Annotated in this window: 25 protein-coding genes and 2 pseudogenes; 3 read left to right on the top strand and 24 right to left on the bottom strand. The window is 44.6% G+C overall.

Annotated elements, in window-relative coordinates; genetic code table 11:
* Positions 1-28: 28 nt before the first annotated feature.
* The 6 genes from FZD51_RS23660 to FZD51_RS23635 form a co-directional block, all read right to left on the bottom strand.
* Entirely contained in the window at positions 29-727 is a 699-nt protein-coding gene (locus FZD51_RS23660; RefSeq protein ID WP_148976971.1) for a tryptophan 2,3-dioxygenase family protein, read from the bottom strand.
* Positions 728-742: 15 nt separating this feature from the next.
* Positions 743-1,366 carry an arylformamidase gene (kynB, locus tag FZD51_RS23655; protein ID WP_148976970.1) on the bottom strand — a complete coding sequence of 208 codons (624 nt, stop codon included), beginning with the start codon at positions 1,364-1,366 and terminating at the stop codon, positions 743-745.
* Positions 1,367-1,379: 13 nt separating this feature from the next.
* Positions 1,380-2,651 carry a kynureninase gene (gene kynU / locus FZD51_RS23650; protein WP_148976969.1) on the bottom strand — a complete coding sequence of 424 codons (1,272 nt, stop codon included), beginning with the start codon at positions 2,649-2,651 and terminating at the stop codon, positions 1,380-1,382.
* Between the two features lie 118 nt (positions 2,652-2,769).
* On the bottom strand, positions 2,770-4,368 hold the full coding sequence (locus FZD51_RS23645; RefSeq protein ID WP_148976968.1) for an MDR family MFS transporter: 1,599 nt from the start codon (positions 4,366-4,368) through the stop codon (positions 2,770-2,772).
* 30 nt (positions 4,369-4,398) lie between these two features.
* A complete protein-coding gene (locus tag FZD51_RS23640) occupies positions 4,399-4,761 on the bottom strand; it encodes a MarR family winged helix-turn-helix transcriptional regulator (protein ID WP_187445880.1) in 363 nt (120 codons plus the stop codon).
* A 189-nt stretch (positions 4,762-4,950) separates the two neighbouring features.
* Positions 4,951-6,231 (bottom strand): MFS transporter, encoded by a 1,281-nt coding sequence (locus tag FZD51_RS23635; protein ID WP_148976966.1) that lies wholly within the window; start codon positions 6,229-6,231, stop codon positions 4,951-4,953.
* Between the two features lie 142 nt (positions 6,232-6,373).
* Between FZD51_RS23635 and FZD51_RS23630 the strand changes: the two genes are divergently transcribed.
* The 3 genes from FZD51_RS23630 to FZD51_RS23620 all read left to right on the top strand — a co-directional run bounded on the left by FZD51_RS23630 (position 6,374) and on the right by FZD51_RS23620 (position 9,509).
* Positions 6,374-6,799, top strand: coding sequence for a VOC family protein (locus FZD51_RS23630; protein WP_148976965.1), 426 nt, complete (start codon positions 6,374-6,376; stop codon positions 6,797-6,799).
* 143 nt (positions 6,800-6,942) lie between these two features.
* A complete protein-coding gene (locus FZD51_RS23625; protein WP_338120407.1) occupies positions 6,943-8,520 on the top strand; it encodes a histidine kinase N-terminal 7TM domain-containing diguanylate cyclase in 1,578 nt (525 codons plus the stop codon).
* A 71-nt stretch (positions 8,521-8,591) separates the two neighbouring features.
* A complete protein-coding gene (locus FZD51_RS23620; RefSeq protein WP_148976964.1) occupies positions 8,592-9,509 on the top strand; it encodes a nuclease-related domain-containing protein in 918 nt (305 codons plus the stop codon).
* Between the two features lie 595 nt (positions 9,510-10,104).
* On the opposite strand, the gene FZD51_RS23615 is transcribed toward FZD51_RS23620, so the two are convergent.
* The 18 genes and pseudogenes from FZD51_RS23615 to FZD51_RS26920 form a co-directional block, all read right to left on the bottom strand.
* Entirely contained in the window at positions 10,105-10,566 is a 462-nt protein-coding gene (locus FZD51_RS23615; RefSeq protein WP_148976963.1) for an SRPBCC family protein, read from the bottom strand.
* A gap of 88 nt (positions 10,567-10,654) precedes the next feature.
* Positions 10,655-11,532, bottom strand: a pseudogene (locus tag FZD51_RS23610) (alpha/beta fold hydrolase).
* A gap of 368 nt (positions 11,533-11,900) precedes the next feature.
* Complete coding sequence (locus tag FZD51_RS26345) at positions 11,901-12,077, bottom strand: hypothetical protein (protein WP_187445879.1); 177 nt, start codon at positions 12,075-12,077, stop codon at positions 11,901-11,903.
* Between the two features lie 29 nt (positions 12,078-12,106).
* On the bottom strand, positions 12,107-12,565 hold the full coding sequence (locus FZD51_RS23605) for a YhfM domain-containing protein (RefSeq protein ID WP_148976962.1): 459 nt from the start codon (positions 12,563-12,565) through the stop codon (positions 12,107-12,109).
* A gap of 154 nt (positions 12,566-12,719) precedes the next feature.
* The gene (locus FZD51_RS26745) at positions 12,720-12,878 is read right to left on the bottom strand and encodes an NUDIX hydrolase (protein ID WP_262381083.1); all 159 of its coding nucleotides are present in this window, start codon (positions 12,876-12,878) and stop codon (positions 12,720-12,722) included.
* 146 nt (positions 12,879-13,024) lie between these two features.
* Entirely contained in the window at positions 13,025-13,405 is a 381-nt protein-coding gene (locus FZD51_RS23595; RefSeq protein ID WP_262381076.1) for an NUDIX hydrolase, read from the bottom strand.
* A 154-nt stretch (positions 13,406-13,559) separates the two neighbouring features.
* On the bottom strand, positions 13,560-14,801 hold the full coding sequence (locus FZD51_RS23590; RefSeq protein ID WP_148976961.1) for an MFS transporter: 1,242 nt from the start codon (positions 14,799-14,801) through the stop codon (positions 13,560-13,562).
* A 54-nt stretch (positions 14,802-14,855) separates the two neighbouring features.
* Positions 14,856-15,263, bottom strand: a complete 408-nt coding sequence (locus tag FZD51_RS23585; RefSeq protein WP_148976960.1) for a GNAT family N-acetyltransferase — start codon at positions 15,261-15,263, stop codon at positions 14,856-14,858.
* 147 nt (positions 15,264-15,410) lie between these two features.
* Entirely contained in the window at positions 15,411-16,781 is a 1,371-nt protein-coding gene (locus FZD51_RS23580; RefSeq protein ID WP_148976959.1) for a GNAT family N-acetyltransferase, read from the bottom strand.
* A 57-nt stretch (positions 16,782-16,838) separates the two neighbouring features.
* The gene (locus FZD51_RS23575; RefSeq protein ID WP_148976958.1) at positions 16,839-17,687 is read right to left on the bottom strand and encodes a GNAT family N-acetyltransferase; all 849 of its coding nucleotides are present in this window, start codon (positions 17,685-17,687) and stop codon (positions 16,839-16,841) included.
* Positions 17,688-17,710: 23 nt separating this feature from the next.
* Complete coding sequence (locus tag FZD51_RS23570; RefSeq protein WP_148976957.1) at positions 17,711-18,658, bottom strand: Gfo/Idh/MocA family protein; 948 nt, start codon at positions 18,656-18,658, stop codon at positions 17,711-17,713.
* A gap of 108 nt (positions 18,659-18,766) precedes the next feature.
* Positions 18,767-19,657: a phosphotransferase family protein gene (locus tag FZD51_RS23565; RefSeq protein WP_148976956.1), complete on the bottom strand. Its 891-nt coding sequence runs from the start codon at positions 19,655-19,657 to the stop codon at positions 18,767-18,769.
* 10 nt (positions 19,658-19,667) lie between these two features.
* Complete coding sequence (locus FZD51_RS23560; RefSeq protein WP_148976955.1) at positions 19,668-20,384, bottom strand: class I SAM-dependent methyltransferase; 717 nt, start codon at positions 20,382-20,384, stop codon at positions 19,668-19,670.
* A gap of 13 nt (positions 20,385-20,397) precedes the next feature.
* A complete protein-coding gene (locus FZD51_RS23555; protein WP_148976954.1) occupies positions 20,398-21,450 on the bottom strand; it encodes an ArsR family transcriptional regulator in 1,053 nt (350 codons plus the stop codon).
* Positions 21,451-21,674: 224 nt separating this feature from the next.
* Complete coding sequence (gene sdaAA / locus FZD51_RS23550) at positions 21,675-22,547, bottom strand: L-serine ammonia-lyase, iron-sulfur-dependent, subunit alpha (RefSeq protein WP_148976953.1); 873 nt, start codon at positions 22,545-22,547, stop codon at positions 21,675-21,677.
* A 26-nt stretch (positions 22,548-22,573) separates the two neighbouring features.
* The gene (gene sdaAB, locus FZD51_RS23545; protein WP_148976952.1) at positions 22,574-23,233 is read right to left on the bottom strand and encodes an L-serine ammonia-lyase, iron-sulfur-dependent subunit beta; all 660 of its coding nucleotides are present in this window, start codon (positions 23,231-23,233) and stop codon (positions 22,574-22,576) included.
* A 608-nt stretch (positions 23,234-23,841) separates the two neighbouring features.
* Positions 23,842-24,336, bottom strand: a complete 495-nt coding sequence (locus FZD51_RS26925) for a methyl-accepting chemotaxis protein (protein WP_262381081.1) — start codon at positions 24,334-24,336, stop codon at positions 23,842-23,844.
* A gap of 48 nt (positions 24,337-24,384) precedes the next feature.
* Positions 24,385-24,777: pseudogene (locus FZD51_RS26920) on the bottom strand (PAS domain-containing protein); the annotation flags it as partial.
* Positions 24,778-25,054 lie beyond the last annotated feature (277 nt).

Genomic DNA, 25,054 nt, shown 5'->3' with positions numbered 1-25,054 from the left:
AAACCAGCAGGAGCCCTATTTTCATTATCTATAAAGGCTTAGGATCATAGCTGGATCCTGTAAGATCCGTCAGCTCGCAGACAGCATCCCAGGCAAGCGGATAAAATTCATGCCTGGCGCCGCGCTCAAGGGCCTGGGCAGGAATGCCCTTCAGGCTTTTCGTCCGCAGGCCGATCATCCTTTTGACCAGCTGGATGTGGGAATGGCGGAATGTCTGGAAATACTCGTCAAATGTCAGCAGATTTTTCAAGAGACGGTAGAGCGTCCGATTGCTGTCCGGTTTTTCAAGGAGCTGCAGCACTGTCCTGTTCTCTTTATTGATCAGATGTTCGAACGGTTCCCAAAGCTTCGGGCCTTCCTTCAGAATGCTATTAAATCCTGGAGAATCCTGGCCGCTCCCCCTTCCAAGGAACAGCCTGATGGTATGATAGTCCGCAGGTGTGATGGCTTTTACGAGATTGAAAACCGGCGGAAGCTGGCGCAGATGCTCATTGATCCGGTCAAGCATAAGGCTTGCCCCTTCGGCATCTCCTTTTTGCATGCTCTTGCATGACCGGTCCAAATATTGAAGAATCAGCTTGAAGTGCAGCTCCGCAATCTGGTGGACTGTCTGGAAAGTAAGCTCATCCTCGCAGCAGAGCTCTTCTTCTTCCTTCTGAAGGCTGAGCAGTTCTTGTGTGCGGATGTATTTTTCATAGTCAGACAGCTGTTTGCTTTCCTCTTTCACAGTATCACTCCCATTTCAATCAGGATATTTTCTGATGACTGCGCGCACCGGGCTTCCATCGGCATATTCAATCGGAAGGGGAAGTGCCATCAATTCGTACACTCCCGGTTCTGCCCTACTTAAATCCAGGCCCTCGAGTATATGGATCCCGCATCTTTGAAGCTCATGATGGGCGGGAAGCTCCTTACTGTCCAGCCTATCAACGGACGGCACATCGACACCAATAAGCTTGACGCCTTTTTCAGCTAAAAACGGCCCAATGTCAGGATTTAAAAAGGTGATTTCTTTCGGAAACACAGAAGCTTCCTTCCATGACCCCGTCCTTAATAGAATCCTCTCGGCGCCGTGAAGATCAATTCCTTCAAGCTCTTTTTTCCCAATGCTGGCTGCGCCTGCAAGATCGACAACCACTGCACTGCCTATATACACTTCAAGCGGTATATCGGTCATCCGGTTCCCTTCTGAGTCAAAATGGAAAGGGGAATCCACATGAGTGCCTGTGTGGATGCTCATTGTCAGCTTTCCGACATTCACAGAGCCGCTCTCTTCCTTTGTCCAGCTGACTTCATAGGCAAACGCTGTGTCTCCCGGCCAGACAGGCATCCCTTTGTGAAGCTTCCTCGAAATATCAATGATCATCTTTTGTGACTCCTTATGCGATGATTTCTCGCTTGTTTTCATATTTTTCGTATAATCTGTTCTCCATGATGTCCTTTAGAATCGACACAGCCCTCCAGATATCATTGTACGAAGTATAAAAGGCTACCGGTGCGAGCCTGATAATATTCGGAGCACGAAAATCCGGTACGACGCCTTTTTCTTTCAATGCTTTGCAGATTCTTGCAGCATCATGATGTTCAAGAGCAACATGCCCACCACGCCGCATATCTTCTCTCGGCGTTCCGATTGTAAGCCCATAACCGGACAGATAAGCCTCTGCCAACTCTATCAGGTAGCCGGTAGCTTTCAAGGATTTCTCTCTGATTCTATCGATGCCGGCTTCCTCAAACATCTCGAGTGAGCCTAAGAGCGGAGCGGCACTTAAAATATGGGGCGTCCCAATTTGAAAAGCGCCTGCATCATGAGCTGGTGTGAAAGTATGCTCCATATCGAACTGCCTGCTTTTATCAGATCCGAACCAGCCGGATAAGCCCGGCATTTTGCCAAAATGCTTTTTATTCACATACAGGCCTCCTATACCCCCAGGCCCGCTGTTCATATATTTATAGCTGCACCAATAAGCAAAATCTGTGCCCCATTCTGAAAAATGGTGCGGAACCGCCCCAGCTGAGTGGCACGCATCAAAGCCGATAATGATGCCCCTCTTGTGGGCTTCCTTTGTCAGCCGTTCTATATCCAGAAGCTGTCCGCTTCTATATAAAACAGTAGGAAGGATGATCAGGCAGATTTCATCCGTCATCGCCTCTATGATATCTTCCTCGGTGATTGTTCTGCCATCCCTGCTCTTTACCTGGACGAGATGCTCTTCAGGCGGCAGACCCTTCAATTGGATCTGCGACTGCAAAGCATAAATATCCGATGGGAAATTCAATTCGTCGGCCAATATTTTGGTCCGCTTGCCTTCCGGTTTGAAAATGGTTGCGGCAAGCTGGTGCAAATTCGTTGTAGTGGAAGCGGTTGCGATTACTTCTTCAGGCTCTCCTCCAACCAATGCTGCTGACCTATGTCCCAATCTTTCGGATACATAGTACCAAGGATTCTCCCCGCTCATCCATCCGTCTATGCCTAAGTTTTTCCAAGAATCAAGCATGTCGAAGAGTGTTTTTTCTGCCCTTGCCGATAAAAGCCCCAGTGAATTGCCATCCAGATAAATCATATTTTCTTTTATGTAAAATTCTTCTGCAAATTTGCGGAGCGGATCCTGGCTATCCAAATAATCTGCTCTCTCTCTTAATTGCTCCAAACTATTCCCTCCCTGCTCTTCTTAAAAGGTAAGCCAGAATAATGGTATTGTCAATATTCTGAATTAACCCGGTAAATGGAAAAAGAACCTGGCATAAGCCAGGTCCCTGTGATTCTAATTATTCGCTTTTTGCAGGCTCTGGTGCCTTTGTATCCGCTGCACTCCTGAGCGGAATTTCCTTCAGGAAGAAGGTAAGAATGACTGCCACCAGCATCGTGATGGTGACAAATAAGAACACGCCTGACAATGCATAGCTGAGCGCTTCCCTGAGCATTGAAATGATATGCTCGAACAGGGAAGCCGCTTCTGCAGGCAGCGAAGCCTTAAGCTGGGCCAGTTTCTCATGATCCAGGAGAAGCTGAGGGTTCTTCAATGACTCCAGTTTCCCTGCAAGCTCAGGAGAAGCAGCCATATTATTGGTATTCTGATTCTGCGGCATCGAGGTCATTTTGTCTTCCATGCGATTATTCAGCAGCGTACCCATAATGGCCACACCCACTGTTCCGCCGACAGAACGGAAAAGCTGTGATGTCGCGGTGGCAACGCCCAGGAATTTTTGCTCAACTGCATTTTGGACAGTCAGCGTGAATACCGTCATGCCAATCCCGATGCCGAACCCTACAAGAATCAGGAATCCAACAAGTGCATATTGGGAAGTGTCTGCATCCATTCGTGACAATAAATACAATCCGACGGCAGAAATGCACAATCCGATGATTGCCTGCAGCTTATACTTACCTGTTTTCGAGATAATCTGGCCGCCAAGAGCACTGGCGAAAACCAGACCCAGAGTCATGGCCATCGTCAGGAAGCTTGAGTGTGTGGCTGAATATCCAAGAACACCCTGGATGAAATAAGGCACATACATGACGCCGCCAAACATGGATACACCGATGACGAAGCCAATGATATTCGAAATGGTAAAGATGCCGTTCTTAAATAGAAATAGCGGCAGAATCGGTGTTTTGACTTTTCTTTCGATGATGATGAAAATGATGAGTGCAATCACAGCACCGCCGAACAGCATGATGATCTGTGATGAACCCCAGTCATATTTCGTTCCTGCCCAGGAAAATCCTAATAACGTGAGAACAATGGTAGCTGTAAGGAACAATGCTCCAATATAATCGACGCTTTCTCCTTTTTTCTTTTCCTGTGACGGGAACAGCTTCCAGATCAATGCAAGTGCGACAATGCCAAGCGGAAGGAATACCCAGAATACCCATTTCCACTCCAGGTTATCAACAATATAACCGCCGAGCGTCGGCCCGAAAACACTTGATATACCGAACACGGCGCTCATCGCCCCCTGCCACTTCCCTCTCTCGCGGGGCGCAAAAAGGTCTCCTACGGCAGTAAAGGCGGTAGACATGATCATCCCGGCCCCAAAGCCCTGGATACCGCGGTATGTGATCAGGTCAAAAATATCGGAGGACGTTCCCGATAAAAAGGCGCCGATAGAAAAGATGATAATTCCAATTAAAATAAACGGCTTCCTTCCATAAATGTCAGACAGTTTCCCGACAAGTATGGTTGTAATGGCGCTTGTCAGCATATAAATTGTGAAAACCCAGCTGTAATAATCCAGTCCGCCCAGGTCAGATATGATTTTTGGAAGGGCGTTCCCTACGATTGTCTGATTGACTGCTGCAAAGAACATAGCAGCAATGATAGCGATCATAATCGTAATTTTTTCTTTTTGGCTTAAATGTTCCATTCTTTGCTTCACCTCTTATGATGTCTCTTATTAGTGGATCCTGCCCAGCAGGCTGCTTGTCAGAGCGAGCTCTTTATCCGACAGATCACGGAGCTTCTCTTCAAAATAATCTTTGGAAACCTGCTCCAGCTCTGCAGCCATCTTTCTTCCCTCAGCAGTCAGGGACAAACATACAATCCTTCTGTCCTGATCGCTTCCGCCCCGCACGATCAGTCCTTTGCTGAGCAGCTTTTCGCTGACTGCCGTTATATGGCTGCTTGAGACCCCGAGCGCTCCCGCCAGCAGGGAAACTTTACTTTCCCCTTTTTCTGTAAGCTTCCTGAGAATAAGGAATTCATTAAAAGGGATATACCCGTCAAACAGGTCATGAAAATCAGCTTTTGATTTCTTCACAGTTCCTCTCACTGATGCAATCAGGTCGTAAATCAATCTATTCCTGCTAATTGGTATCCCCCCTGCTTCCATTTACCAGATAAATAATTAACTTTGTGAACTATTAACTTAAGCAACTATAATCCTATGCTTTCTTTTTGTCAACATAAAAAAAACCAAAAGCATTTCAAGCTTTTGGTTTTGGTTAATTTAGAAAATATTTCTGGCTAGTTTTAATGAATGTCCCTTTGATTTCCTTAAATAGACGAATAAGCACAAGAAGAATATCGCACCTGATCCTCTCAGGACTGAAGAAACTGTCATAGCAGCATTCATGCCGGCAGCTTCAAGAAGGAACACCCCAAATTGCGGCGCAATGAAGGCGACGAGCGCCAGCAGAATATTATAGTTGGAAATACAGATGCTGCGTGTTTCCTCTTCAGTTACCTCCAGCAGCTGATTGAAAAGCAGCAGCACGGTGCCTGAAACAAACAGCCCGGAAAAGAAATTGACGATAACCAGATACACCATATTCGGCGACAGGATTGTCAGCACAGGTGCCGAAGCCATACCCAAAGATACAAGAATCATCATTTTCGCATTAGAGTGTTTATCAGCCATCCTTCCCCACCATTTAAAGCTCACAATCTGGGCAAGCTGATTCGCAACAGTGAAAAGGCTGATCCAAAGTGCCGTGGCGCCGGCAATCTTGATCTGATAGATGCTGAAAAGCGACCAGGCCATCTGCCACCCGAAATTAAAGAAAAGACTGCAGATGATAAAATACAAGAAAGGCTTGTGCCTGAAAACATGAAGGCCGATGCTTAGTTTTTTCTCCGCTTTCCTGCTGGACTTTGGCTCTTTATGCTTGAACAAATAGTACACTTCCGCCAATCCGATCAAAAACGCAGCTAAAAATAAAACCTGGAAAGGCAGGGCATTGGACTGGTCAAACTGCTGCAGAAGAATGCCGATGGCGAAAGTTGAAAGCATGCCGACAATGGTCATAACTTTGTTCCGCTCGGAGAAGAAACCGCTCCGGCGGCTGTCAGGTATCAGATCGCCGATGAAGGACTGCCAGCTAAGATTGGCAATCGAGCCTGGAAAATTCATCAGGCCGACAAGGAGGACAAATATCCACCCCCTCATTTCCTCAGGCAGATACACAAGCAAAAACATCGCTAAAAGGAAAAAACGCGCGGCCAGGAAGGAGTAAGCGGTAAGCCGCTTCTTTTCTTCCATCCTGCCTATAAGCAGAGAGCCGATCACCATGGCAAAAATTCCGATAAACTGAGGCAGGGAGCTGATCAGTCCAACCTGGTAGTTCGAAACCCCAAGTACACTGATCGCAAACAGAGGAAAATAATTGGTGCTGATGTTCAAAATGACAGTAGTAGCAATCCCGTTGCGGATGCTGAGCTTCTCATTTGCATCGACAGCCGAAGCTGGTCGGGCCATATATACATCTTCTTTCATTATAGAATTTTTCATAAACAATAATTTCCTTAGCTATCATAGTCTCTCAGCAGAACCGTTGCAAGTGCTTTTTATACATTTTTTGTGAATTTTTCAGATGAATTGTAAACAAAGCTTCCTTCCTTTACACTGTTAGGGAGTGAAAGGAGCCGTACTTGTGAAAAAAATAATGGATCATATTGGCATCGCCGTAAGGGATATAGACAGCACCCTCAAATTTTACACAAACATACTGGATGCTGAACTGATTGACAGATACGTAAGTGAAGCAGCAGGAGTCGAAAGCGAAGTCTGCATATTAGAGGTTAATGGTGACCGGATCGAACTCCTGGCACCTACCAATAATACAACCTCCCCCATCGCCCGGTTCATCAAGCAAAAAGGGAAAGGCGTCCACCATATCGCCTATCGGGTGCCTGATTTAATGGAGGCAATCGCTGACCTGGAAAACAGCGGAATCCGGATTCTTGAGGATTCCCTCAGGACAAACAAGCATGGCAGGAGGCTTGTGTATCTGAATCCTGCTGATACCGAAGGAACCATCATTGAGTATTGTGATTATCCCGGGATCGTAAATGAATAAGCAAAACCGCCTTCTCTGTTAAAAAGGAGGCGGTTTTTTCTTTTTCATCCTTTAAATGACAAAATTCCTTTCCTGTCTCATAGGTCTTCAAGTATACTTTATATGATTAATAATCTATCAAAAGATTTATACTACTGGAGTACATGATGACCAATGAATTGATTTTATATAAATCGCTAGTCGCTCTTTCAGGAGTTTTGAGTTTATGTTTATGCCTATTTGCCTTCTATAAGCTAAAAGGCGCTCCAGGTGTTAAACCATATATCATCGCGACCATCTTATCGTCGCTCTTTTCCTTTTTCTATGTATTTGAACTGTCCAGTTCCACTTTGAAGGGCATCAAACTATGGTTAAGCATGGAATATCTTGTCATGCCCTTTATTCCTGCCTTTATCTTCTTAATGTGTGCTGAATATGCCGGGCAAAAGCTGAAGCCCTGGGTCATTTATATTCTTTTCCTTTTTCCCAGCGCAACCATCTTCATGCATGCCACAAATGGCCTTCACCATCTGTATTATAAGGCTGTTCTGCTGAAAAATAATGCCCCCTTTCCGATTGCCGATCTGGAATATGGCCCTTTCTTTTATGTGCATGCTTTTTATATGTTCATCTGTCTGGCGGTCAGTGTCCTGACATTGCTTCTTAGGCTAAAAGGTGCATCCCTCCTGTTCAGAATCCAATTATTTTCCATGGCTGCCGGTCTGGTATTCCCGATTCTTGCAAATTATTTTTACTTAAACGACCTGAGCCCCTATGGCATTGATCTTGGACCCGTTTCCATGAGCTTATCTTATCTTTTCCACTGGGTGGCTTTGATGTCTTTCAAAATGTTCGATGTTACCCCGATATTGAGAGATACGGTTTTTGACAGAATGAAAGAAGGCGTGATTGTTCTGAACCGGAAGGGAGCCATCCTTGATTACAACTCAGCGATGGTTCCAATCATGCCCTTCCTCAAGCCTTCTGTGATCGGTAAGCCTTTTAAAGAGGCATTTTCCGGATTTGCCTTGCTAGAGGAAATTATAGAAAATGGGATGGACTGCGATTATGAGTGGATTCAGGATGATAAAAGAATCCACCACCAGGTGCAAATGTCAGATGTCGAAGATAAAAACGGCCATAAAATCGGGCGGATTATTTCATTTGTTAACATTACTGAAAAAATCCTCATTCAGGAACAACTGAAGGAACTCGCTTCTATTGATGGCCTGACACAGGTTTACAACCGGACTTACTTTATGAAGCAATCGCTAATATCACTTGGGGGCATCAGTCCCAATGGGGGGAACGTCTCCATAATCATGTTTGACATCGACCATTTTAAAAAGATTAATGATGAATATGGCCATGAGACTGGGGATTTTGTACTCTCCCATGTTGCAAGGGTTGCCAAAGAGAGCATTCGCCCAACTGATGTGATAGGCAGATACGGAGGGGAAGAATTTATCATTCTGCTGCCGGAAACTTCTTTTGACGAAGCCTGTGATTTAGCTGAAGTGATTCGGCTGAATGTGTCAGGACAGAACACTAAGGCGGGCAAGGTTTATGTGCATGCAACGCTTAGTTTAGGAGTTTCACATATACTTCTTTATCCGCAGGTTTTGGATGACCCTATTCAATTTCTGATGAGAGAAGCAGACCAGGCTTTGTATGCTGCCAAAAGGAATGGAAGGGATAAAGTTCAGCGGTTTGTGAGGGAAACAGAGTTGACGGAATCATAGGCGGGAACAGGCTATTATATGCACCTGTTCTTTTTGTTTGTGTTAAAATATGACAAAAGGAGTGATGATGATTGATTGTAAAAACACGGACAGAACCCCGTGAGTTGCGCCTTTTCAGGGCATTGAATTCCCGTATGGATTTGTCAACTAAGGATGAGACTTACTATTCTAATTTAGAGAAAGGCTACCAGGGCGAACTTCAATTTGATGAATGGCTTTTTTCTGCAGCAGAAGGCGGCCTGATTTTGAATGATTTGCTGCTGGAAATGAACAATACCTTATTCCAAATCGACTCTGTGCTGATCACCGCATACATCGTTTATCTCTTTGAAGTCAAAAACTTCGAAGGCGACTTTGTGGCCGAAGGAGATCAATGGTTCACCGCCTCAAAAACCGAAATCAAAAACCCCCTCCTGCAGCTCAAAAGAAACGAGCAGCTGTTCCGCCGGCTCCTCCAGGAACTAGGCTGCAAAACCAAAATCCAATCACACCTCATCTTCATCAACCCGGAATTCCAGCTTTATCAAGCCCCTCTCAACCTCCCTGCCGTATTCCACCCGCAGCTCAACCGCTTTGCCGTTCCTCTAAAGAAGGATACCTCACTGAAACTGTCATCAGCACATACCAAACTTGCAGACAGACTGGCCGCTGCCCACCTTGATAAAACACCTTTTTCATCTGTTCCTGAGTATGGGTGGGAGGGGTTGAGGAAGGGGATTGTGTGTAGGGGGTGTGGGGTGATGTATGAGGATTTTGATGGGAAAAGCTTGAAATGCAAACATTGCGGAGGGAAGGAAAGTCATACCGCAGCGATCATGCGTGCTGCAGAAGAATATAAGCTACTTTTTCCGGATAGGAAATTGACTACTAATGGGATTTATGAGTGGTGTGGGGTTATTAAAAACAGAAAAACCATTCGTAAAGCACTAACCGGCACCTATGATCGCCTAGGAAGCAGTAAATCTTCCTATTTTGTCGACCGTTCATAGGCAGTTGGAAGGACTGGTTATAGATATTCCGCTTACGCCATTTGTTGCTTGAATATGAGATAAGAGGGTATCGTTTTCTGAACTGGTACCCTCTGTTTCTTGTTTTTTGGGTTTAGAGGGTCTTAGTCCTTCCGACTAGTACCCTCTGGTTGGTGTTTTAGAGTTTAGAGGGTCTTAGTCTTCCCGACTAGTACCCTTTGTTTGATGTTTTTGGGTTTAGAGGGTCTTAGTCCTTCCGACTAGCACCCTCTGTTTCCCTTTTTTGGGTTTAGAGGGTCTTAGTCCTTCCGACTAGCACCCTCTGTTTCCTTTTTTTGAGTTTAGAGGGTCTTAGTCCTTCCGACTAGCACCCTCTGTTTCCTTTTTTTGAGTTTAGAGGGTCTTAGTCCTCTTGACTAGCACCCTCTGATTCTTATTTTTGGATTCAGAGGGTCTTAGTCCTCTCGACTAGTACCCTCTGTTTCCCTTTTTTGGGTTTAGAGGGTCTTAGTCCGTTCCACTAGCACCCTCTATTAACCTTTTTTGAGTTTAGACGGTCTTAGTCCGTTCCACTAGCACTCTCTGTTTCCCAGTTTTCGGTTTGGAAGCTCTTAGTTCATTGCCTTCCCTCCTTCTCAGCCAACTCCTTCAACCCCACAGCACGAGCCCCTATAAACTCCCGCATATACCTCTCCAAAAACAGCTTATCAGCTGCAATTCCCAGCAGTCCAAAAGGCGATTCATATTGAAAAGTATCAATCATAACCGTACCTTCAGCTTCCTCCAAAAATTCATGAATATGAACAAACGACTTGAAAGCGCCTTTCACCATGATATCGACAAACCGATAAGGCTTTTCCATAACTGTCACTTTAGCCGTAAGCCTCTGTCTGATACCGAAATGCACGGCCTCCCAAGTTACCATATCGCCTTTTTCAAGCAATCCGCTGGTCACTCCCCCAAATGCCCTTTCCTGTGTTCTTGATGTTGTTTGTATATGTACTTCAACACTTCTGGCAAGATCAAAACATATTTCAATTGGTGCTTTGATGAATTGTGAATGTCTGATGGTCGGCATAATGGAGACTCCTCATTTTTTCATTAATACTATTTTAACTCAACCACACAAAAAGGACAGCCATCCAAAGAGGACTGTCCTTCCCAGTTTAGGAGTTCAAATAATTTAAAGCAATTTTTTCAAATAACTCTTCTTCTTCGTAATGCGGTGTGTGGCCGCTTTTTTCGAAAATAAAAACTTGGCCATTCTTTGCATGGTCTTTAAAAGCTTTAACCTGTTCAGGGCAGGTTACAGGATCATACTTGCCTAAAAGCAGCAGCATTGGTGCTTGCACTTGAACCAATGACGGCAGCAGGGAATCGTAGATTTTTCCTTCTTCTCTCAATCGGTTATAGTGTATTTCGGCTCGTTCGTCAAAAAGATCCCACTCTTCCTGTGTGTAGAGCGCATAATCAGTTGGATTGTTAAAATTATATGTGTATATTTCAGCTGATAGCTTAGATCCATATAAGCATTTAGTAATTGAACAGTACTATTCTGGTCATTCAATAACAAGCATTGATTCTTCAATTCTTCTTTTCCATACTTTTCAGCAAGCTGAGCGGTTTTACTCAGAAGCCCGAGTGTAGTCAATTTGAAATCAAAGGTTGGACCTTCCAGGATTATCTTGTTAATTGAATCTGGGTATAAGCAAGCATATTTTATCGCAAGAAATCCGCCGAATGAATGGCCTATCAATGACCATTGTCCGATATTCAAATACTCCCTCAATGCCTCACAATCCGATATAATATCATCCAGTCCAAAGCGTTCTTGCTCTGAAATCCGTTCGGAGCGGCATACACCTCTCTGATCAATAGCTATCAGTTTCATTGTTTTTGACAATCGTTCAGCCTGATGATAGCTAAAATCAAAGCAGCTCTCCCCCGGGCCTCCGTGCAGATAAAGAACTGCTTTTGAATTATGCTCCCCATGTATTTCTACATAAAGCTTTTTTCCGCGAATCAGAATAAGTTTACCTTTCATCTATATAACCTCCTAATATTGATCTTAAGCAAAATCTTGCCTTAGGAGGGGCTCGTGCCAGGATGAAGCTTAGGCTGCATTGTTAAAATTCATGTTCCTTTAATAGCATGATTATCTCCTTTAATTAACATTTTTGCTTCTTCCGAAAAATCAACAACGTTTCCCCATATCCAAACGGAAATATCTTCAATATCTACATTGAATAAAAATCAGTAGTATCAACCTCTGCACTAATTCAACTTCCTTGGTGCTGCATATGGCGTTCAGTAAAACATCTTCCCCCCCCGGCCCTTTATGAGGTTCCGTGACCATTAAAAAATACGTACAAAAGGGGTGGAATTCAGATTTCCATGCAGAAATCATGCCGGCTAATTGATCCTGGTCATAAAGCAGGGTATACATTTAGCATGTCTGCTGCTAACACCCAGTATAAAATTTTTAAGAATATGTCCGTCATTGCCGCAACATTCAGATAAGAAACCTTCTTTTTCCTTAATCTCGTCAAGCCCATGGCTTTTTCTTATCATGTATTTAGCATCAGGCATTTAGTTTCTCCTTCACTCAAAAAAATAACTTACTCCTGAATATCCAACAATCCCCCAACCCTAACAGCCGACCACCAAGAAAGCGTATAGATGGTATTCGTATCTTCCAGGTTCATAATCGTTCCATGCTTCTTATCAATCCAAAGAAAATAAATTTCTTCCCCCAAGATGATTTTATAATCTGGATCTACCATATCGACTGCACCTGGCTGTTTCCTGGCTCTTTTAAAAGCTCTTTTGAAAGCTTTGACTGTCCGCTGGTCAGAAAATGTAATCTTTGTTTCCTCTTTCATAGATGAGAAGCTTGCCATTTTATATACTTCTACTTCTTTAACTTTTTCAGGCCACAGGTTCCAGCCTGCCAAAAGGACAAAGGCTGTTAAAATAATCAAGAGCTTTTTGTTCAAAATTATCCCCCCATAAGTTAGACGTTTTTCAATCCATGGGGTTACTTGTTTTTCCAAATTTTTCAATTCTTCACTTCCCAATGATCAAAGCTCTCCGTTTCAATCCACAGCTTCCCAGTCTTCATCCACTCAAATGCTTTCAGGACTAGAGGCGACGTATTATCCAAGCTTGCTTCATACTCAGCAACCCACAAGGCTCCAAGCGAATCCTGACCTTTAAATTCCAGCGGCTGAGTCAGCCTGCCGGTTCCCTCGTCTTTATAAAAAACACTATATGATGCACATGGGTATATTCCTTCCAAACCCAAGGAAGCATGAAATCAATAACGCCGATATTCCGAATGATTTCTATTTCCATACCTGTTTCTTTAAGAAACTCTCTCCTTAGAGCAATAGCCTGGCTTTCTGAATCCTCAAGCCTTCCTCCCGGCAGATCAAAGCGATTGGTGTTTGGACCGCCTTTTTTTTATCATCATGAGTTTATTTTTCTTGAAAAAGAGGCCATACACACCATAAGCCCGGTGCATTTGACTTTTCATATCAGCGGGCTTCCTCCAGTTTGCCTGCACGTAAAAAGTCAGGAGGACTCTTTTTAGCAAAGTGTCTTTCCACACTCATCAAAACCGCATCATTCCCCGGTAATGCGGCGGTTTCAATCGCTTCCGCAAATGACATCCATCTGTAAGCAGAATGTTCATGATTTAAGGTGACTTCCTGATGTTCCGGAACATAGCCGACAAAAACAGGCGCCATGTAAATATAATTGTCTTTCGCAGAGTATATCTGATCATATTGGTTGGATACATAAAGATAGGGCAGCGAGATGCCTGTTTCTTCTTTTATCTCTCGTAATGCCGCTTCCCAGGCGGTTTCCCCTTCCTCAATGCTGCCGCCAATATAGCACCAGGCATCCGGCAGCACAGTTCCGGCTCTCTTTAAAAGTAATACCTTGCTTTCTCAAACTTTTTTATTAGAATGGCAGCAATGCCTGTGCATCTTATTGAGACTTCTGACATAGATATACCTCCGAAAAATTTGTTGCTTTTTAATAACCCATAGGTTTTTGCGCAAGATACTACCCAACCTTGGTCATTTTAAATTGGAGTTCATGGGTATCTTCAGAAATATGATAAACCCGCCAATAAACCCCCACCAAAAAAATCCCCATTACAATAAAGATAAAAGTAATCCCAATTTCCGGTATAGATTCCATCCCCCAAATGAATAAACTGGAAATCATCCCTCCAACCGCGCCCACCAGTCCAAGGACTGATAGATGCTTTCCTCTTGAATGGGCAGGAAGCGATTTAGCGGTGATGGCCTGCAGGGTTGGCAGATAGATAAGCCCGCCTACAGAAATGAATAGCATCCCCAGCATCAAGAAGGCTGGATGAATGAAATAGCTTAGGCAGATATAGCCCAGTATAAAAAGCAGCAAGCCCAGCATGAGGGATGTTTTTTCAGAGAGCCGTTTGGTCAGCTTGAAGATGACACCTGCTGCTATGGTGATGATGATCGTTTCTTCGAGATTGAGATAGCCGATCATCTTGTATCCCGAAACATCGAAATCCCCAAGAGGATATTTTGACACGATCCTGATGCTTAAATAATTGGGGAATTGTTCTTTCAATATATTGATCAGCAGCTGTCCTATGCATAAGAAAAGAAATAATTGTGAAGCAAAAATACTTAGTTTCTTTGCCGGTGCGGCTGGGAGCTCAGTGATTGCCTCAGCAGCTTTAAGAGGAATGTCTTTTATCAGCAGCGAGGTCAATACAGCGGATAATATGGAAGTCAGGCCAACGATAAAGAACAGCATGGAAGAATGATTTTCAAAAAAGAATCCACCCAATAAGCTTCCGCCGGCAAATGCAGTACTTGAAATCCACATGAAGTAGGTATAGATGATTTTTCTGTCCTTTTCATTGCTCGCATCAATGATCAAAGCAGAATAGGCGGGATTAGAGGCACTTTCAAAGAAATATATAAAGCTGAATGCAATTACAATGGGAATGGCGTAGAAGTGGTGGAGTGAATCAAAACAGCACACAATTAAAAAGCCGAACCCGGTCATCAATTCACTGGTGATGATGACTCTTTTCCGTCCGAACCGGTCAGCTGCCTGTCCGCCTAAAAGATATCCTATGATACTAATGAATCCAATGATGATAATCATCGTAGTTGTTAAAGAAGCTCCAATTTTCGCTGCAAAATAGACAACCGTGTAAGGCATGACCATCGTATGAGCAAGCACGGTGAAAAATTTCAATAGCATTCTTACCCGGATGGTTTCATCAAAAGATAAAAATTGTTTCATATCTGCTCCTTTGTCCTTTTAGAAAAAAGCACAGAGAAAGTCCCTGTGCTTACCCTATTTTATACCTGATTGCCTCTCATAATTTCTGATTACCATTCCGCCGGCCCTAGTCATTCCCGCCTTCTCATAGAACGGAGCATGGGAATCATCACAAAGCAGATCAATCATATAAAGGCCATCAAGTTCTTTAAGCATCCTGTTTAACAGCTCTTTTCCTATCCCTTGGTGCTGATAATCCGGGAGGACTTCGAGCAATGGGATATACGCAGATAGAACATTGTCACTGATGGCAGTGATGAAGCCGGCTGCCTGCTCCGCTTTTTCATCAATGGCGAGGACCACCTTAAAGCTGTTTCCCAGCATTTTCAGATGCGTCTCCGGGGAGGGAGGATTCGGCCACTCTGCAAAAAAACCATTCAGCATGTCAGACGATATACCTTCTAATGAAGATGTATAGATCATAAGAAATTCAACTCCTGTCATTTAATAGGTTTGTTGATTTCTCCGATCTCAATAAAATAATAAGAACACTGTCTACCTCCGAAATATGTAATAAGGAATATTTCGACAAAAAACAGCCAAAACCTTTTTCTTCCAAAAATATTTTTGCTAGTCCCGCAGCTTTTTCTCAAGGATGATTTTATGCATCCCTTTTTCATCTATGTATGTTTCCATTACTTCAAATCCGTGCTTTATGTTCAGGATCAGCATGTCCCGCCACTTGTTCATCGTTTTTGTCCGGACCACCCTGTACCCGCGCCCCTTGATATATTCATGCTGCATCTCCATCAGCCTCGAAGCAATTCCTTTCCCTCTGAACTCCTCTTCCACACCGCCAAGCCAGCTGTAAAACTTGCTCTCCTCCAATTCATAACCGATCTTATAGCCAATCAACTGGTCATGATAGATTGCAGATGCAACAAGAAGCTTAGGTTTCTCGGCCATCTTTTTTTCCAGCTGGCCCAGTTCCCCGAAAATGGCAGCATGCAATGGAAGGATTTTATCCAGCATTTCCTGTTTTGGCATTCCGGCATAAATCTGATAGTTTACTTCCACTGTCGCTGTCCCCCCCTGATGCAAATCGTACCACTTAGGCCTGATTCTCGAGAAATAATCATGGTCTTCCAAAAACAGATTCACTTTTCCCATCATTTCCTCAAGATTTTCCGGGGTATGTTTCAAGGTCCAGATTACCGTGGAAAAAGCACACATTCCGAGGTAAACGGAATATAAAGTCCAAAACGACTCTCCCGGTTCTTCCTTATCATGGTAGCCTTTTATTTGGCCGATTGAAAAAGGAATGCTTACATTCCGGCTGAAGATGCCGATTTTCAGAAATTCGTGGATCGGGTCTCCCCAATCAAACCGGTTAAAATCAATAATGCCTGCCAGCCTTTTATTTTGAATAATCAGGTTACCAGGATGGTAGTCATCATGCTGAAAAAGACTGGGACGATTTTTCATCCTGTGAAGATTTTCTTCAATAAAAGAGAGTATTTTATCATCATGTTTGATCTTCACTCCCCATGAAGAATATGCCTCCACATACTTCCTGTGCTTTTCTGCTTTCCTTTTATACCAGGAAGGCGTTCCTTCAGGAGCATGAAGCTGATGCATTTTCCTCAATTGCCTTCCGGCCTCTAACCCTATTGCATACTGATCCTGCTCAGAAAGGTGCTTTATTTCTTCCTCTGCATCCTTCCCCTCGATAAAGGAAGTGATCATATATCCTCTTCCTCCTGCTTCGCCAATCTCTACTGGCTGGGAGCAGGGGACAGCATAACCATGCATTTTTTCTAAAATCGTGAACTCTTGTCTTTTTGATGGAAGTCCTGACAAATCAAAGAGCCTCAGAAGTAATTTGCTTTTATCCTTCAAAGAAACCATATACTTCTCATCTTGTGAAAACCCTTTTACTATACGGACAATACCAGTGCTCTTTTTGAGGAGCGGTATTTCTTCTGCCAGCCTTTCCAGCATCCTGTCACCTCCGATGATAAAAGGCCAAATCACCGGGATTTGGCCTTGCTTTTTCAATTATATCCACTTCAGCATGACAGAATCGGCTGCCGGTTTATAGCCGATTTCCTGATAAATATGATTGGAGGTTGGATTGGCTAAATCTGTGTATAGTGAGCAAAACTTATAGGATTTCAGCAATTTCCTGCTTAATGCAGCCACACAGGCAGAAGCATAGCCTTTCTTCCGCTCCTCATCAGGCGTATAGACGAGATTGACAACAACACCATGTTTGGTTGGCCTTGCTTTTTTCGCCATGGAAACCGGTCTGCCATCCTCCAGCCATAAGTAAAGGGATCTTTCCGAGATAAACTGCCGCGCCTTTTTCCTTCCCTCTTCTATGCTCAGGGTATTTTCAGGAGTGGCTCTGCTGAAATCGGATATCCAGCCTGCAGCGAGCTCCTCATCCTTTTCAGAAGCCAGTGCCAATGTTCCGCCTGCATATGGAAGATCGTTCACTTTCTCCAGGATATAAACCCTCTGATCCATCACAGTTTCACTGCCGGCACCGGTCAATTTCTTCCATTCTGCTTCAGCCTTCTGCGCTGTTTCCTTTGGTGCCACGATTCCTGGAAAAGAAATGTTTCTTTCAAAAAGCTCGCGCAGGACCAAAGCAGCCGCTTCATCAGGAATGTCACCTGCAGACCATATCAGATAGTGCGGCGGTGTCATGATGAGTGCTGCTATGATTTCTGCCTCCCTTTCTGCCAATGCAAGGAAGGGAGTTTTATAAGGACTGTCAGGTTCAGCAGCCTGGTAAAGCAGCCCCAGCGGAAGATTGTTTTCAGCTTCCCGTTCCAGCAGAAACGCTTCTGTTCTTTGCAGGAACTCCTGCGGGTTTTCATATACGGTAAAACGCAGATCCATCTTGCTTCCCCCAAGATTTAAGATTATGTATTCAACAGCTGCTCAAGGACTTCCTGCACTTTGTATCCTTGTTTAAAGCTGACGATCCTTGCTTTTCCCCCATCAATGCTATGGCAGATTTCGCTGACAAGATCCATATCATTTTCACGCTCGACCGGCAGGATTTCGGCTTCAGCATCAATCGTGCTTTCAGCAAGCTGGCTCCAGTTTTGCAGATCAATGGTCCCTTTTTCTCCAAAAAGCTTGAAAGAAATCTTTTCCTGCTGACCGATCCCGCTCGCCCCGTTGAAGACGACAGGAATATTCCCGCCAGCCGTCATCACTGCCACAAAACCTGTTTCGCATAAATCCGTATCTTCAGGATAGTCGACAAAGGAACGGACATCCTTGATATCGCCGAAAACGTCCAGGATCATTTGGATATAGTGCGGGCCGACTTCGCGGATGAACCCGCCCTGCTCCCTGCCGGCGATCCAATTATTTTTCTGCCATTTTCTTGGCCATTCAGTGAAATGCAGATTCACCTCAACCCGTTTGATTTCACCGAGCGTCCCATCCTCTGCTTTTTCCTTGAAAAGGCGGAACACATTGCTGTACATCATCGGGAAATTGATTGCATTGACGATGCCGGCCGCCTCTGCAGCCTCTGCCATTTCCCTTGCTTCCTCAATTGAATTGGCAAGCGGCTTTTCACAAAGAATATGTTTTCCTTTTTTGATCGCATCCAAAGCGATCTGGTGGTGGTACTTTGGAGGCACGGCTATGTATACCAGTTCGATTTCTTCATTATTTAACAGTTCCTCATAGTTGCTGTATAAAGCAACTTCCCCTAGTTCGCTTTTCAGTGCCTCGAGCCGGGTTTCATTCGTATCGCAAAGTGCTGCGACCTTTGTTCCTTCATTATACTGAAAATTTCTCAGCACTCTCTCTCCGATGGCACCGAGGCCAATGATTCCCACGTTTTTAGACATGCTAACACTCCTATTTCTAATCTTTTGACTATTTCTATTATAGCTTATTGCGGCGGAAATGGGGATTGGAATGTTTCAGCCCTTTAGTTTACATAATAATATTATATACTACAACAGATGGGCTATTTTTCTATGAAGCTCCTTAACTCTTATCCCCGCTGCTTCCCCCTGTACAAGATCAATGCTTTCAATATGAAATAAAACGGCAAGCATCGCAGCTGTATCAAACTGATAAAGATATTGGACAGCCTCTGGAACCCTTGCTATTTCCAGCTCCGCCCCTGTATATCCCATGATAAATTCATCTGTCAAAAGCCCATAATCTTTTATTCTCATAAGCTCCAGGACCGGATCTCCAATCAGCGCATTAGTCCAGTCAATGACAGCAGCCGCCTTTCCTTTTTGGAAAATAAGGTTTTCCGGCCGCAGATCCATATGCAGCAGCCGCTTTTTCTGCTTGAATGAAGAAAGAATCCCGAAAATATCTTCCGGGTCAGGCAGCGGCAGGCTGCATTTTAGAACCCTTTCAGCTGATTTCGCCCTAATGGCAATCCTGTCAGCCAATGCCTGATGTACATCCTGCTCAGAAATGCCAGTCTCAGGCAAGATTTCAATGCTGTGCAGCTCTTTTGCAATTCTTCCTATTTCTTCAATGGAGACACTCTGATCTCCCTCCACAAATTCCTGAACCAGAAAATCGGCTGTTTCGCCAAGATGCAGATGGCAGATGGCCGGCACCGGCAGTCCATACCTTCTGCCGTGGTCTGTCAATGCATGTTCTTTCAGCAGCCCAAGCCTTGAATCTGTGATGGTATCCGTTTCCCTGTCAATCTGCCGGGACCAGGGAGTCCGTATGGCTACCTGGCCCCAATCAGGGGAATAGCCCTTGAACACACAATTTTCTACCCCAAAGGCAAATGGTTCAATATCTGAAATGTGGATTCTTCCTTCACATTCTTCCTGTACTTTCTTTAATAATCCTTTTATTCTCTCATCCATAGCAGGTCTCCTATTCTTTCTTTTGAAAAAGCGCAGTCAGCAGGCCGGAAACACCGAACTCTGCATCATCATTGTTCTTCTTTTTCATCGGCCTGATTTCAACTGGTCTAAAGCCGCTGAATAAATGGAGGAGTTTTTCCTCTGTGAAGCCGAGCCCGCCCTTCATGCTGCGTTCTCTATAGACATCCCAGTCTGATTGGGCCGAGCCGCCCAGCTCACCGTTTTCTTCAAAGCATGTTAGCGCAAAAAAGCCATTTGGCTTCAGCCTGTCACGCAAGATGGCAAAGTAATCGGCTCTCCGATGCGGCGGGATATGGTGAAAGCAGCCTGAATCGTAAATAAAATCATATCCGGCAAAGCTCTGGTCCAGCTGGAAGATATCCGCTTCAACGAAAGTGATATCTACATCATTTCGCCGCACTCTCTCCCTTGCCCAATTCAGTGCTTCTTTAGAAGAATCTACAGCATCCACCGTGCACCCTTTTCCAGCCATGTAAATGGCATTCCTGCCTGGCCCGCAGCCGAGTTCCAGCACCCTGCCTGCTTTAATTATGCCCTCATTGAAATAAGCAGCCAGATTCTCATCAGGAACATTCCTGAAAAATGGGACTTGATTGCCCCTTCTTTCATAAAACTGGTCCCATTGAAATGAAGATTCTTCTTTCAGCAGGAAATCCAGCATGTTCATGACATCTTCTGTGGTTCTAATCGTTTCTAAGCCAGACATCTTTCTTCCCCCTTTATTGCAGAGACAGTGATAAATCAGGGTAGCATCTCTGCAGCTCGTTTAGTTTTTCCTCCAGCTTTTCAGAATGAAATCCGGTCTTAAATACTTTCTTATCAGGCAGAAAGCTGATGCTCGTTCCCGTTTCATTCGTTTCCCCTATGGGAACAACCTGGGTAAGCGCTTTTCCATACTGATATTCCTGCCTGTAAATCTGATGATCCTTTTTAATCAGGACTGTCAGCTTTTCTGAAAAAGCGTTTATTGCCGCAACAGGAATACCGGTTTTTTCATTCGATGAATCTTCCAGATAGTTTTTCTCAACATCTGTCAGCACATCCTGCAGCCTGCTCATGCTGGTTCCCTCCAGCAGGGAAACCGGGATGCCGCGTCCATCATCGGAAACAGTCGCACTTCCATCACTATGCAGGTATATATTTATTCTGGATGCATGGCCGGCTTCATGCTCCTGTACAGAATGATGGATAAGTGACAACAGCAAAATGTCCGCATCAAACTCACCTTCTGTTCTTATGTTCATTTTTTCAGGTTCTTCCCTGAGCGCTTCCAGTGTCAAATAGCGGCTGCTCTCGAACATTTCTGCTGCGGCAGCCAGTTGAAGAAGTATTGGGAGAATTTTATCAGCTGTGATTGAATAGCTGCCTCCCCTTTCCTTCTGTTCAATGATGCCAGCATGCAGCAGCGGCTTCATATGGTGGTAAAGCTGTCCGGTCGTCCCCATTTCGAGTTCCCTGACTAATTCCGCTGCATTCTTCGGTTCCTGCAGGAGAGACTTGATAATTTCTATTCTTTGTTTGTGGCCAAGAGAAGAAAGAATATTTGCAAGTCCCCCGCTGTCTGGCGCCAGCACCTCCCCAAGAGTTTTGGACGCCGGCTTCCATTTTCTTCTTCCTTCATCGGTTGTTATTGTCCCGCTATAGGAGATACTGGTAGACAGGCTCTCTTCTTCACTTTCCTGGATCAAAGAGACTGCATCTATGCTGTCTGCTTTCTTTATAAGAATTTCCAGCTGCTGCTTGATAAGGTTAAGTTCTTCTTTGAATGGCATAATGACCTCCTTTATGCAATATTATTCTTTTATGTTATTACGTAATTACATAATAGCATATTATCTACAAATCATCTTGATTTTTCAGAAAAAATTATTTATTTTCAGCAAGGACTGAATGTTTTTGATTATTTATGACCCTTCCGCTTGCTTACCTGCCATTAACTGCGGTTATAAAACAAAAAAATCCCCCGCTTATAAAAGCAGAGGATTTCACCAGCATATCATTTTCCAAATATCTCAGCCTGCAGCCTTTTTCCGGTTGGGGTCGCGGCAAGCCCGCCTTCTGCAGTTTCACGCAGGGCGGATGGCATTGTCAGTCCAATTTTATACATCGCGATAATGACTTCGTCGCATGGGATCCTGCTGGTGATGCCGGCAAGAGCCATGTCTGCAGCTGTCATGGCATTTGATGCACCCATTGCATTCCTTTTTACGCAAGGCACTTCTACCAGCCCTGCTACAGGATCGCAGACGAGGCCAAGCATATTCTTCAAGGTGATGGCCATAGCCTCTGCAGCCTGGGAAGGAGTCCCTCCCGCCAGCTCGACAATGGCTGCGGCCGCCATTCCGCTCGCTGAGCCTACTTCAGCCTGGCAGCCGCCGGCAGCTCCTGAAATGGAGGCGTTGTTGGCAACGACAAATCCGAAGGCTGCTGATGTGAACAGGAATTCAATCATTTCCTGCCTTGATGGGTTGAGTTTTTCTTTCACTGCGAACAGGGTGCCAGGCACCACCCCCGCCGAACCTGCTGTCGGTGTGGCGCAGATAACGCCCATCGCAGCATTTACTTCGTTGGTGGCAACCGCTTTGCTGACAGCATCAAGCAGCAGGTTTCCGGATAAAGCTTTTCCGCTTTTGATATAATTCTGCAAGAGGACCGCGTCTCCGCCTGTAAGGCCGGAAACCGATTTGACGCCTTTCAGGCCGCGTTCGACCGCTTCTTCCATTACGGTCAGGTTGCGGTCCATCTGGTCAATGATCTCCTCGCGTGTCCGCCCTGATACTTCTATTTCCTGCTGAATCATGATTTCAGCTATTTTAACGCCCTTGCTTTCGGCAAGTTCGACTACTTCTGCTACATTGCGAAATAACATGGTATTCCCTCCCGGCTCCTAATCTTCTATTCTGCCATTCTGATGATTTGTGTGATATTAGGAAGCTGTTCCAATTCTCTGATCACGTCCAGATCGATGCGCTGGTCCACTTCAATGACCATCATTGCCATCTGGCCCTTTTCTTTCCTTGACACTTCCATATGCCCGATATTGATCCGGTGCATGGCCAGTACATGGGTAACGGCAGATATCGCTCCGAACTGGTCATTATGGAGAACAAGTATCGCAGGATTGCCGGACAGCTTGAGCTTAAAAGTGTTCAGCTCTGTAATTTCTATCGTGCCGCCGCCAATGGAGATGCCTGTCAGGTCCAGGTCCTGCTTTCCGTCAGTCAAGTGAATGGATACGGTATTCGGATGGTCCATGACAGTGTCTTCTATTCTGAATTCAATGTCAAGTCCCGCTTCCTTAGCAAGTCCCAATGACTGCGGGATCCGTTCGTCGAATGTATCGAAGTCGAGAAGCCCGCCTACAATGGCCACATCTGTTCCATGCCCCTTATATGTTTTGGCAAAAGAACCGTACAGGGAAATGACCGCTTTTTCAGGCAATTTTCCGAAAAGTGTTCTTGCCACCCTTCCGATGCGTGCAGCACCGGCAGTATGTGAGCTCGATGGACCGATCATGACCGGACCAATAATATCAAACGCAGATCTATATTTCATTTTGCAACCCTCGCAATATTTGATGATTTTCTGGCAGCATACTGAACCTGTTGGCTTAAAAATTTTTAGGTGCGCTGCTGTTCTTAATATATTTTAATATACGGACCTTTTGCATCAATCGTATACACTTTCGGCTTAACTCATTTAAAAATTATTTCCTTTATAGCTGAAAGGATGCAGGATATCACACATTTGGATCAAGTAAACATCCTGCTTTTTAAAGTATGCACTCAATCTCTTAAGATACAATGGAAAGACTATATTTGCAAGTTTGATCACTGATTGCATCTGTTTTTTGAACTGGTTTCCTGAGAAGAAGATTCAGTGTAAACGCTTCCACTAACAAACAGATACATAATAACATAGATTCTGCTTGACTAATAATTTTCGATTGGAAAAGCACCTCAAAAAAATCTTTTTTCTTAAGCAGCCTTCTCTTTCGCATTAGATGTGCCACAGCAGAACCATTCATTATTTTTGCTTGACAATAATCAGCTTAGATCAGTAATTTGTGCTGCCTTTTATTCTGCATGTATCTCTTCCATTGTTTAAAAAACATAAATCGGCTGCCTGTCAGCAGGCAGCCGGTCTTCTTTCCGTTAAATCGCTTATTTCAATATGTCCTTGAACGCCTTTGCCCTGCTATCAAGCGATCGGGCTGCACTCTCTATGCCCTTGAATTCCGCCATTGACTGTTCGTTCAGCAGCCTGCTTTTTTCAATTCCGTCCCTTGACTGCCTGGTGGCTTCGCTGATATTTTTCACCTCGCCTGAAATGCCTTCGATATGGGCGTTCACTTCACCGATGGATTCCTGGACCATGGTGGCAAGCTTTCTGACCTCGCCGGCAACAACATTGAACCCTCTTCCATGCTCCCCTGCCCTGGCTGCCTCGATGGCTGCATTCAATGCAAGAAGATTTGTCTGGGCAGCTATTTCGCGGATTGTTTTGACAATGTCGCCAATAGACAGTGCCTGTGTTTTAAGAGTATCCAGCATTTTCAGATTCTCTCTTGAATCTCCAGCAAGCTTCTCGGATGCTTCTGCAGCTTCTTCGCTCCTGGTGATTCCGAGCTCAGCCCGGTTCAGCAGCTCCCCTGCCATGTTTTGCAGTTCGTTTGCAATCGCGACCGTATTGCTTTCTCTTTCATTTATATTTGTAGCCAGTTTTACTACGGCAATGACATTTCCTTCTTCATCCCTCACTGGGGTATATGTAGCTTCAAGCCAAATCAGGTTTCCTCTCTTCGTCACACGCTGGATTTTTTCCTGAAAGCTTTTGCCGCTCCTCAAGTTTTTCCATAGTACAGAATAAGCGGGGCTGCTGGCAAATTCATCGGTACAAAATCTCCGGTGATGCATGCCCTTCATTTCGTTCACATCATATTCCATGGTACTTGCAAAATTATGATTTGCCCATAGCACAGTGCCTTGCGGGCTGAACTCAATCATCGCATGTGACCTTTCAATGGCAGCCAATACGGCTCCCTCATCCAGAACCTGCAATGTGCTTGGAATTTTGTTAGCTGGGACAGTCAATGTCATGCTTTTCCTCTTCTCCTTATATTTAGGCCGGTGCTTCTGAGGCAAAGTCTTCGAGGAAGCATGTCAGCCTGATCCTGCAGGCCGGCACACTGCCGGCTCCTGCTTATGAAATCGCCGAAACACATGTAAATTCCACGCCTCCACCTATATAAGACTATTGTACTAGCCAGTGTAAGCAGTGAACAACAAGGAGTGTTCTGCAAAATGTAACAAAATAGCTACACAGCTAGATTTGACATACCATTTTTAAAACAATTCTCTCAAATCTCAAAATAGA

The organism is Bacillus infantis (genome assembly GCF_008180445.1).
Lineage (GTDB): Bacteria > Bacillota > Bacilli > Bacillales > Cytobacillaceae > Bacillus_AB > Bacillus_AB infantis_B.
This window is presented reverse-complemented; position numbering and strand designations above follow the sequence as displayed.

Excerpts from the sequence above, each read along its gene's own strand:
- kynB (WP_148976970.1), bottom strand. The coding sequence starts at position 1,366 with ATGATCATTGATATTTCGAGGAAGCTTCACAAAGGGATGCCTGTCTGG.
- FZD51_RS23645 (WP_148976968.1), bottom strand. The coding sequence starts at position 4,368 with ATGGAACATTTAAGCCAAAAAGAAAAAATTACGATTATGATCGCTATC.
- FZD51_RS23635 (WP_148976966.1), bottom strand. The coding sequence starts at position 6,231 with ATGAAAAATTCTATAATGAAAGAAGATGTATATATGGCCCGACCAGCT.
- FZD51_RS23625 (WP_338120407.1), top strand. The coding sequence starts at position 6,943 with ATGATGACCAATGAATTGATTTTATATAAATCGCTAGTCGCTCTTTCA.
- FZD51_RS23615 (WP_148976963.1), bottom strand. The coding sequence starts at position 10,566 with ATGCCGACCATCAGACATTCACAATTCATCAAAGCACCAATTGAAATA.
- FZD51_RS26345 (WP_187445879.1), bottom strand. The coding sequence starts at position 12,077 with ATGCCTGATGCTAAATACATGATAAGAAAAAGCCATGGGCTTGACGAG.
- FZD51_RS23590 (WP_148976961.1), bottom strand. The coding sequence starts at position 14,801 with ATGAAACAATTTTTATCTTTTGATGAAACCATCCGGGTAAGAATGCTA.
- FZD51_RS23585 (WP_148976960.1), bottom strand. The coding sequence starts at position 15,263 with ATGATCTATACATCTTCATTAGAAGGTATATCGTCTGACATGCTGAAT.
- FZD51_RS23580 (WP_148976959.1), bottom strand. The coding sequence starts at position 16,781 with ATGCTGGAAAGGCTGGCAGAAGAAATACCGCTCCTCAAAAAGAGCACT.
- FZD51_RS23575 (WP_148976958.1), bottom strand. The coding sequence starts at position 17,687 with ATGGATCTGCGTTTTACCGTATATGAAAACCCGCAGGAGTTCCTGCAA.
- FZD51_RS23570 (WP_148976957.1), bottom strand. The coding sequence starts at position 18,658 with ATGTCTAAAAACGTGGGAATCATTGGCCTCGGTGCCATCGGAGAGAGA.
- FZD51_RS23565 (WP_148976956.1), bottom strand. The coding sequence starts at position 19,657 with ATGGATGAGAGAATAAAAGGATTATTAAAGAAAGTACAGGAAGAATGT.
- FZD51_RS23560 (WP_148976955.1), bottom strand. The coding sequence starts at position 20,384 with ATGTCTGGCTTAGAAACGATTAGAACCACAGAAGATGTCATGAACATG.
- FZD51_RS23555 (WP_148976954.1), bottom strand. The coding sequence starts at position 21,450 with ATGCCATTCAAAGAAGAACTTAACCTTATCAAGCAGCAGCTGGAAATT.
- sdaAA (WP_148976953.1), bottom strand. The coding sequence starts at position 22,547 with ATGTTATTTCGCAATGTAGCAGAAGTAGTCGAACTTGCCGAAAGCAAG.
- sdaAB (WP_148976952.1), bottom strand. The coding sequence starts at position 23,233 with ATGAAATATAGATCTGCGTTTGATATTATTGGTCCGGTCATGATCGGT.
- FZD51_RS26925 (WP_262381081.1), bottom strand. The coding sequence starts at position 24,336 with ATGGCAGGGGAGCTGCTGAACCGGGCTGAGCTCGGAATCACCAGGAGC.